The following is a 7,382-nucleotide window of genomic DNA, read 5'->3' on the forward strand; positions in this document are numbered from 1 at the left end:
ACACCCCACACCCTACACCCCACACCCTACACCCCACACCCTACACCCCACACCCTACACCCCACACCCTACACCCTACACCCCACTTCCCACTTCCCACTTCCCTACTTTAATTGGGTTAATAATTGTTGGGTGATGACCTCGGGATGCTGCGCTTCCATGATGGCCCGGACTACAGCTACCTGTTGCGCTCCTGCCTCTAAAACCTCTTTAATGTTACTACTATCAATACCACCGATCGCAAACCAGGGTAAAGGGCAATTTTCCCGCGCATAACGGACATATTCCAATCCTGCCGGGGTTTTTCCTGCTTTGGTGGGGGTGGCATAAACCGGCCCGACTCCCACATAATCGGCCTTTTCTTGGATTGCTTTGGCCATCTCTTGGGGATTAGTGGTGGACCGGCCGATAATTGCCCCAGGACCGAGAAATTGCCGCGCTAGGGAAATCGGTACATCCTGTTGACCGAGATGAACACCATCGGCATGAATGGCCTGAGCAATATCGACGCGATCGTTCATAATAAATAAAGCATCGTAACGGTGGCATAACTCACACAGTTTAGCGGCCTCTTCTAAACGAATGGTATCAGCGGCGGTTTTATGGCGGTACTGCACCAATTTTAAACCCCCTTTTAGGGCTAATTCGACGATTTCTAGCAGATTTTCGGCGGGAGAAGTGACTAGATAGAGGGGAGATGCTTTCAGTTTTTCCAGGGGTGGAGAGATTAATAGTTTACTCTCTAGCTGATAAACCCGATAGCGCAGCTGTTTACAGGCTATCCCTAGCTCCAGATCATAGAGTTTACCGTATTCTTCTAAAACCCTAAAAGCCTCCTGTACGCGAGCGAGATTGGCCTGCAGCAGTCCCTCGACAGTCTCCCGGATTTCTTCCCTCGGATGGCTTAAATCCCTGCCGATATCGCCGGCCGTGTCCCGATGTAGTTTAAGATCGATCGAGTGCCAACTAGCTAATTGATGGCGCATTTCTTTACATTCTTGGGCTAAATCGGGATTATCTAAGCCAAAACGACACCATTCTTCGATAATTCGCAGTCCTTCTCTGGCGCGGTCAAGGTTAGCATCGAGAATCCGTTTAATCGCCGTGGTTTCTAGTTTCATTTGCCGTTAATGTGGATGTCAATATAGCCGTCAGCCAATTTGATCCCCCTCAATCCAGCTTGGAAAAGGGAACTTTCCTGGTTTTCCCCCCTTTTTTAAGGGGGGCAAGGGGTAGGGTTGATTCATGAATCAACCCTACCTTGAATCAACCCTAGGGCAAGGGGGGATCATATTCTCTTTATCATCTCAAATATTACTATTCTTGGCCCTGGTTCGGGGAACAGTAGAGGCGGCATCAGACAGCCAACAAAGAGGGAGGAGAAACCCAGGCCAAGGATAATTTTAAGCCACACGGACATCCTTAAGCGCCCCTAGGTATTCTAGTAATTGCTGATGAGCCGGGTTATGTAGTGGGTAGAGATGATCGTAACAGATGGTGACGAGGGCTTGCAGATCGTCCACTAAATCCTCAGCTGCAATGGATTCCTGGGGTTGATTGAGGATAATGACTTGGATTTTGAAGAGACGGCACAAACCCAAAATAAAATCATGACAAAAGAGACTCACACTTTCCGCATGGGTTAAAACTAGACATTTCACCTCACCGTGACAAATCATCTCCACTAGACGCATAAAATTAGGGCGATTGTAGCTGACCCCGTTGCCGATATCGGTGAGAATTTCAAAGGGTTGACCCTGCTGATGGCAAAATTCTTCTAACGCTTTTATCTGGGTGTCTAATTGGGGTTTTTGTTCAGGTCGATTAACACGAGCATAGCCAATAATCAATGGGGTTGCTTGACCAGATTGTAAGAGATCTTCCGGTCGAAATCGGCGATGACCGCCGCGGGTACGAATTGAGACAATTTTACCCTGTTGTTCCCAGCGCCGGAGGGTTTTAATGCTAACTCCGAGTAAATCGGAAGCTTCTCGAATAGTGATGAGGGTATTCATATATATAAGCTGTTAAGTAGGGTTTGCGGCAAAAAGTTTGTTGGTGGGGCTAGGAGACAGGAGACAGGAGACAGCTTTTGTGTATTCTCCCCACTTGCCACTTGCCACTTTTAAGTCAGGAGTCAGTAAGAATTGCGGCAATTTACATTTCTTAAGATAGACAACAGAATTTATGTCCGACTACTTAACTTAACCCAGTTTTAATTAAAGAAATTGATCGAGAGAGAATCGTCCAACTTTAGACAGTCAGTTGTCCACTTTTATACTGCCATTGCCCCACACTGGTGACTATAGATGATTTAGGAAAATTAGTCATACCTCTTTAGATAGAGATATTAAACGGTATTTTTGGTCTTTCTAAAACCTGAGTTTGTCCGGGGGTTTTGGGGTGACATTTTTGTAGGAGCAAAAGGAAGTTACCGTAGGGATGAATTGCCTTCCCCCCGTTTTCCCCGTTAGGGAGTTGATTGCCATCGAACTCCAGTTTTGACTGTCAAAACTGTTAAGTTTTATACATTGTACCTCTCTTGATTAAGTTTTGTAAAGACTGGAGAGATTTTTTTTAAGTAGAGCCTGTTTATTTGTCCAACTTTCACCAAAAAGCTTGGGTATATTTGTCAAGTTTTGGGTAGTTATGTTCGGGGAAAACTGCTGTAAATTGGACAAAAATATATAAATATTGCCGAAAAAAAGTTTTCTAAAACACAGGGTAAGCGAAGCGCATCTTAACAATCGTTAACAAAATGAACTTTATTTATGTGAGTTGCTTACCCAGAGGGTGATTCAGGAATATTTGAGGAGAATTTGCCATCTCAATTGTTAAGCAAAAATCGACCAAATGTTAAGAGTTCCTAACTATTTTAATTGACTGGTATCACTTGAAATGCCCACACAGCAAGCGGATGACAAAATTGGTCAATGGTCAATAGCGTTTGAGATGCGCTCACCCTATTCTAAAACACCTGTTTTTTTTGAAAAGTTTCGCTACAATTATGTCAGGTCACACAAAAAGTTATCAGCGAGCTTAACGCTTGCTTAACTTCTTTTGATGGCTATAGTACACACAATTAACGCTGGATAATTCAGTTATGATGACAACCAACAAATTAACCAAAACTTTTGCTTCTGGCTCCCTAGCCATCGGGGTTCTCGCCGGCGCGGTGCTTACCGCTACCAGTGCGAGTGCCGCCAGCGTGATGTCAACTTGGGGGCAATGGACGAGCGGAACTGCTCTTCAGGTCGGGGACAAAAAAGTTACGTTCGTCTCGGAAAATGGCTTTGGGGCCAACGCTCTGGATGATGTTGAGCTGATGGAGATGGGCGGTGATTATTATTTCATATACGATGCCACGACTCTGGCTTCCCCTGATGCCAATATAAGTTCCGGGTCTTTCACATATACAATCGAGGTGACTGACCCCAACAAGTCTATTGTCGGGGTTGACCTGGATTCAACCGTATCATCCAACTACGGGACTGTAACCGAGACATTTGGTGAGATACCTGGGCTCTCCTTAGTTTCAACTAACGGCTCACAGGTCCCTTCTAGCGGTTTCATCCCTATCGTCCCCCAGACACTGTTGACCGTCACAAATACCCTATCTAATCCTGATGCCTCCACTCAAGGTCTATTCCAATTGCAAAATTCTTTCCACCAAACAACCGTTCCCGAACCGGGTACTATCCTCGGACTTCTGGCAGTGGGTGGTTTAGGAATGGTTTCCCGCTTCAAGAAACAAAAATAACAGTTACCAATGTCTTGTACACATTGATAACTGTGACGTTGAACAAGAATAGCTAAAGGTTAGATGCCCTGTTTGGTTTTCTAGCTTTTAGCTTTCCCTGTAAGTATTGATTCTAACGCGAATAGGGGATAGGGGATAGGGAAATAGGGAGATGGGGAAATAGGGAGATGGGGAAATTTCACCTAAATTCCCCACTACCCCAACACCCCAACCCCCAACCCGCAACCTCCATCACCCTATAAAAATCGCCCATGTTCTCTATCTACATCCTTACCCATAACGAAGAAATCGATATCGCCGCCTGCATTGAATCGGCACAACTGTCTGATGATATTATTGTGGTGGATTCCTTTAGTAACGATCGCACTGTAGAAATTGCCCAACGTTATCCCGTCCGTGTCATCCAACACGCTTTTGAAAGTCACGGAGAACAACGCAGCTGGATGTTACGTTCCATTCCCACTAAACACGAATGGGTGTATATTTTAGAAGCCGATGAACGGATGACCCCGGAGTTATTCCGAGAATGTTTACAGGTAATAAAATCCCCAGATAATGTGGGTTATTATGCGGCCGAAAGAGTGATGTTTATGGGAACATGGATTCGTCACAGTACCCAGTATCCCCGCTATCAATTGCGTTTATTGAAAAAAGGACAGGTCTGGTTTTCCGATTATGGTCACACGGAAAGAGAAGTTTGTCTGGGAGCAACCGGTTTTCTCCAAGAAACCTATCCCCATTACACCTGTAGTAAAGGTTTAAGTCGCTGGATAGAAAAACACAATCGTTATTCTAGCGATGAAGCAAGAGAAACTCTCTCTCAATTGGAAAATGGTGCGGTGAAATGGTGGGATTTATTCTTTGGTGATAACGAAGTGGCCAGAAGACGCGCTTTAAAAGATTTATCCCTGCGTTTACCCTGTCGTCCCCTCTTGCGTTGGTTGTATATGTACTTTATTTTAGGGGGAATCCGGGACGGAAAAGCCGGTTTTGCTTGGTGTACATTACAGGCTTTTTATGAGTATTTAATTCTTTTGAAAGCTGAAGAAATCAAAACTGGGAATTTTACCGTTAATGATCAGATTATCGTTGAATCGGAACAAGCGATCGAGGTGACATCAGATTGTTGTTAATTAACTGGTCGGACGGAAATTTTCTTGTCTATCTTAAGAAATGTAAACTTTCCTCACTCACGGTTAATGTAATTTTCTGCGGCCATTTAGGGGAATTCCTCAAGGCTATATAATTAAGCTTTGGGTAATTTATCCCAGCATAATTCTTGACTGCGAAAAACTGATGTCCTCTTTACTCTCCGCTATTCCCCTCGACGCGATCGCTTATAATCCCCAGGGTTTAGTACCAGCGATCGCTCAAGACTATCTTGATGCTACAGTGTTAATGATGGCCTGGATGAATCGGGAATCCCTCGAAAAAACCCTCACCACTGGGGAAGCGTGGTATTGGAGTCGTTCTCGTCAAGAATTATGGCACAAGGGTGCTACTTCTGGCCATATCCAAAAGGTGCGTCAAATTCGCTACGATTGCGATAGTGATGCTATCTTACTGACTATTGAGCAAATCGGTGATATCGCCTGTCATACCGGCGAAAGAAGCTGTTTTCACCAGGTAAATTGGCAAAAATCACCGCCAGCGGCCGACACCCTCTCGGAATTGTTTAAGGTAATTTGCGATCGCAGAGACGATCCTCATCCGGAATCCTACACCTGTAAACTTTTGGCCGGAGGAGATAACAAAATTCTCAAGAAAATCGGCGAAGAATCGGCAGAAGTGGTCATGGCCTGCAAAGATAATGATGGCGATGCTATTGCCTCAGAAGTGGCCGATCTTTTTTATCATACCCTCGTCGCCCTCGCCTATCATCAAGTCCCCCTGCGAGATGTCTATAAAAAACTGCAAGACCGGCGCCGGTAATCAGTTATCAGTAATCAGTTATCAGTTATCAGTTATCAGATTTGAGTTTTAAGTGGGTGGGTGGAATTAAATATAAGATGAACGTAGGTTGGGTTGAAGCATGAAACCCAACGCCCGATTATGTTACGCTACCGCTAACCCATCCTACAAATAATTGTGCCTCCCTACTTAAGTGTTAAGTTTCCGATTCCTGAATACTGTCTCCTGATTCCTGACTCCTGACTTGAAAGAGGGTGTAGGGTGTAGGGTGTAGGGTGTGGGGTGTGGGGGAATGGGGAAATGGGGAGACCACTTCGTGCGCGTTGCGGGGGGAAGTGGGGAAGTGGGGGAATTTCAACTAAAACCCTTAAACCCTAACACCCTAACACCCCAAAACCCCCAACACCTTTTTTGACTTTTGACTTTTTACTTTATATTTGTGGTTTACGACTTAGTAATTATTGGTGCCACTCCTGCGGGGATAGAAGCGGCTTTGTTGGCTGTTCACCTCAAAAAAAGGGTGGCCTTAGTGCAACAGCCTTATAGCGGCAATTTAGAGGCATCTGAGGACATTTTTAGCAAGGGCTACAGCCAAATTATCCATCTCTATAAACTGCTGAATCATTGGCAAGAAACGGCCATTTATCCCCAATGGCAACGGTTGCGGCAATGGTTAGAGGAAGTGGATAAAACTATTAATAAACATCATTCTTTAGCGAGATTAGCCACGGAAGGAATAGATGTGATCCTGGGTGGGGGGGAATTTGTCCGGTTGCCCCATTTAGGATTCGTAGTTAACGGTCGGCAATTGTTGGCTAAACACTATCTGATCGCTACTGGTTTTTATCTGCAAGTCCCGAAAATTTTCGGCTTAGATGAGGTTAATTATTTTACCGCTCAAACCCTTTGGCAAGAGCCAAATTTAGACAAGTTGGGACAACATTTAGCGATTATTGGCAACAGCAGCATGGCTGTGAGTTTAGCACAAATTCTCCGACGTTTGGGGAAAGAAATTAGCTTAATTATCGAGGATAATTATCTACTGCCGGATATTGATTGGGAAATCTCCCATTTAGTTACTGCCATTTTAGAAGCGGAAGGAATTAAGATTTTACCCGGCTATTGTCCTAGTCAAGTGAAAGCGATCGAGGGTCAAAAATGGTTACAATTAGGCAATCGTGTTATCGAAGTTGATGATCTCATTTTTGCCGGTAATTATCAAGTCAATGAACAGGGATTAAATTTGGCCGGGGTGGGAGTTAAACTAGAGGAGAGATTAATTAGGGTTAATCAGCAATTACAAACCGATAATTCCCGCATTTATGCCCTAAATTTGCTCAGAAATAATTATCCCGATCCTACTTTAAATCACCGGGCTGCTTTTGGGTTAGTCAAGCATCTGCTCACGGGAGAAAAATTTAACTTTAATCCCGAGCAAATTCCCTCATTTATTGCTTTCGATCCTGCTATTGCTTGGGTGGGTTTAACTGGAAAAGCAGCTCAGGACAGCTATGGTGAGGAGGTAAAGATGATCAACTATCCAATTAAAAATATGGTCCCACAGCAAATCTGGGGGGAAACCACGGGATTTTGTCAATTAATCTACCGACAAGATGGTAAAATACTGGGAGCGCAAATAGTCGGTAATCAAGCAGAGGAAATGATTAGTATTATCAGTTTAGCTTTACAAGAAAATTTAACCATACAATCC

The 7,382-nt window shown here is 44.3% G+C and carries 6 protein-coding genes; 4 read left to right on the forward strand and 2 right to left on the reverse strand.

From position 1 onward, the window contains the following. Positions 1–104: 104 nt before the first annotated feature. Both PX636_RS13615 and PX636_RS13620 read right to left on the reverse strand, forming a co-directional pair. Positions 105–1,121, reverse strand: a complete 1,017-nt coding sequence (locus tag PX636_RS13615) for a thiamine phosphate synthase (RefSeq protein WP_288117582.1) — start codon at positions 1,119–1,121, stop codon at positions 105–107. Between the two features lie 282 nt (positions 1,122–1,403). Continuing rightward, positions 1,404–2,015 carry an IS607 family transposase gene (locus tag PX636_RS13620; RefSeq protein WP_288117583.1) on the reverse strand — a complete coding sequence of 204 codons (612 nt, stop codon included), beginning with the start codon at positions 2,013–2,015 and terminating at the stop codon, positions 1,404–1,406. Between the two features lie 1,088 nt (positions 2,016–3,103). On the opposite strand from PX636_RS13620, the gene PX636_RS13625 reads away from it, so the two are divergent. The 4 genes from PX636_RS13625 to PX636_RS13640 form a co-directional block, all read left to right on the forward strand. After that, on the forward strand, positions 3,104–3,760 hold the full coding sequence (locus tag PX636_RS13625; protein ID WP_288117584.1) for a PEP-CTERM sorting domain-containing protein: 657 nt from the start codon (positions 3,104–3,106) through the stop codon (positions 3,758–3,760). 251 nt (positions 3,761–4,011) lie between these two features. Continuing rightward, entirely contained in the window at positions 4,012–4,893 is an 882-nt protein-coding gene (locus PX636_RS13630; protein ID WP_004162872.1) for a glycosyltransferase family 2 protein, read from the forward strand. Positions 4,894–5,056: 163 nt separating this feature from the next. Further along, on the forward strand, positions 5,057–5,692 hold the full coding sequence (gene hisIE, locus PX636_RS13635) for a bifunctional phosphoribosyl-AMP cyclohydrolase/phosphoribosyl-ATP diphosphatase HisIE (protein WP_004162874.1): 636 nt from the start codon (positions 5,057–5,059) through the stop codon (positions 5,690–5,692). A gap of 418 nt (positions 5,693–6,110) precedes the next feature. Next, positions 6,111–7,382: dihydrolipoyl dehydrogenase family protein (locus PX636_RS13640; RefSeq protein WP_288117585.1), on the forward strand; the 1,272-nt coding region annotated here is incomplete at its 3' end.

Source organism: Microcystis sp. M53598_WE2, assembly GCF_030067735.1.
Lineage (GTDB): Bacteria > Cyanobacteriota > Cyanobacteriia > Cyanobacteriales > Microcystaceae > Microcystis > Microcystis aeruginosa.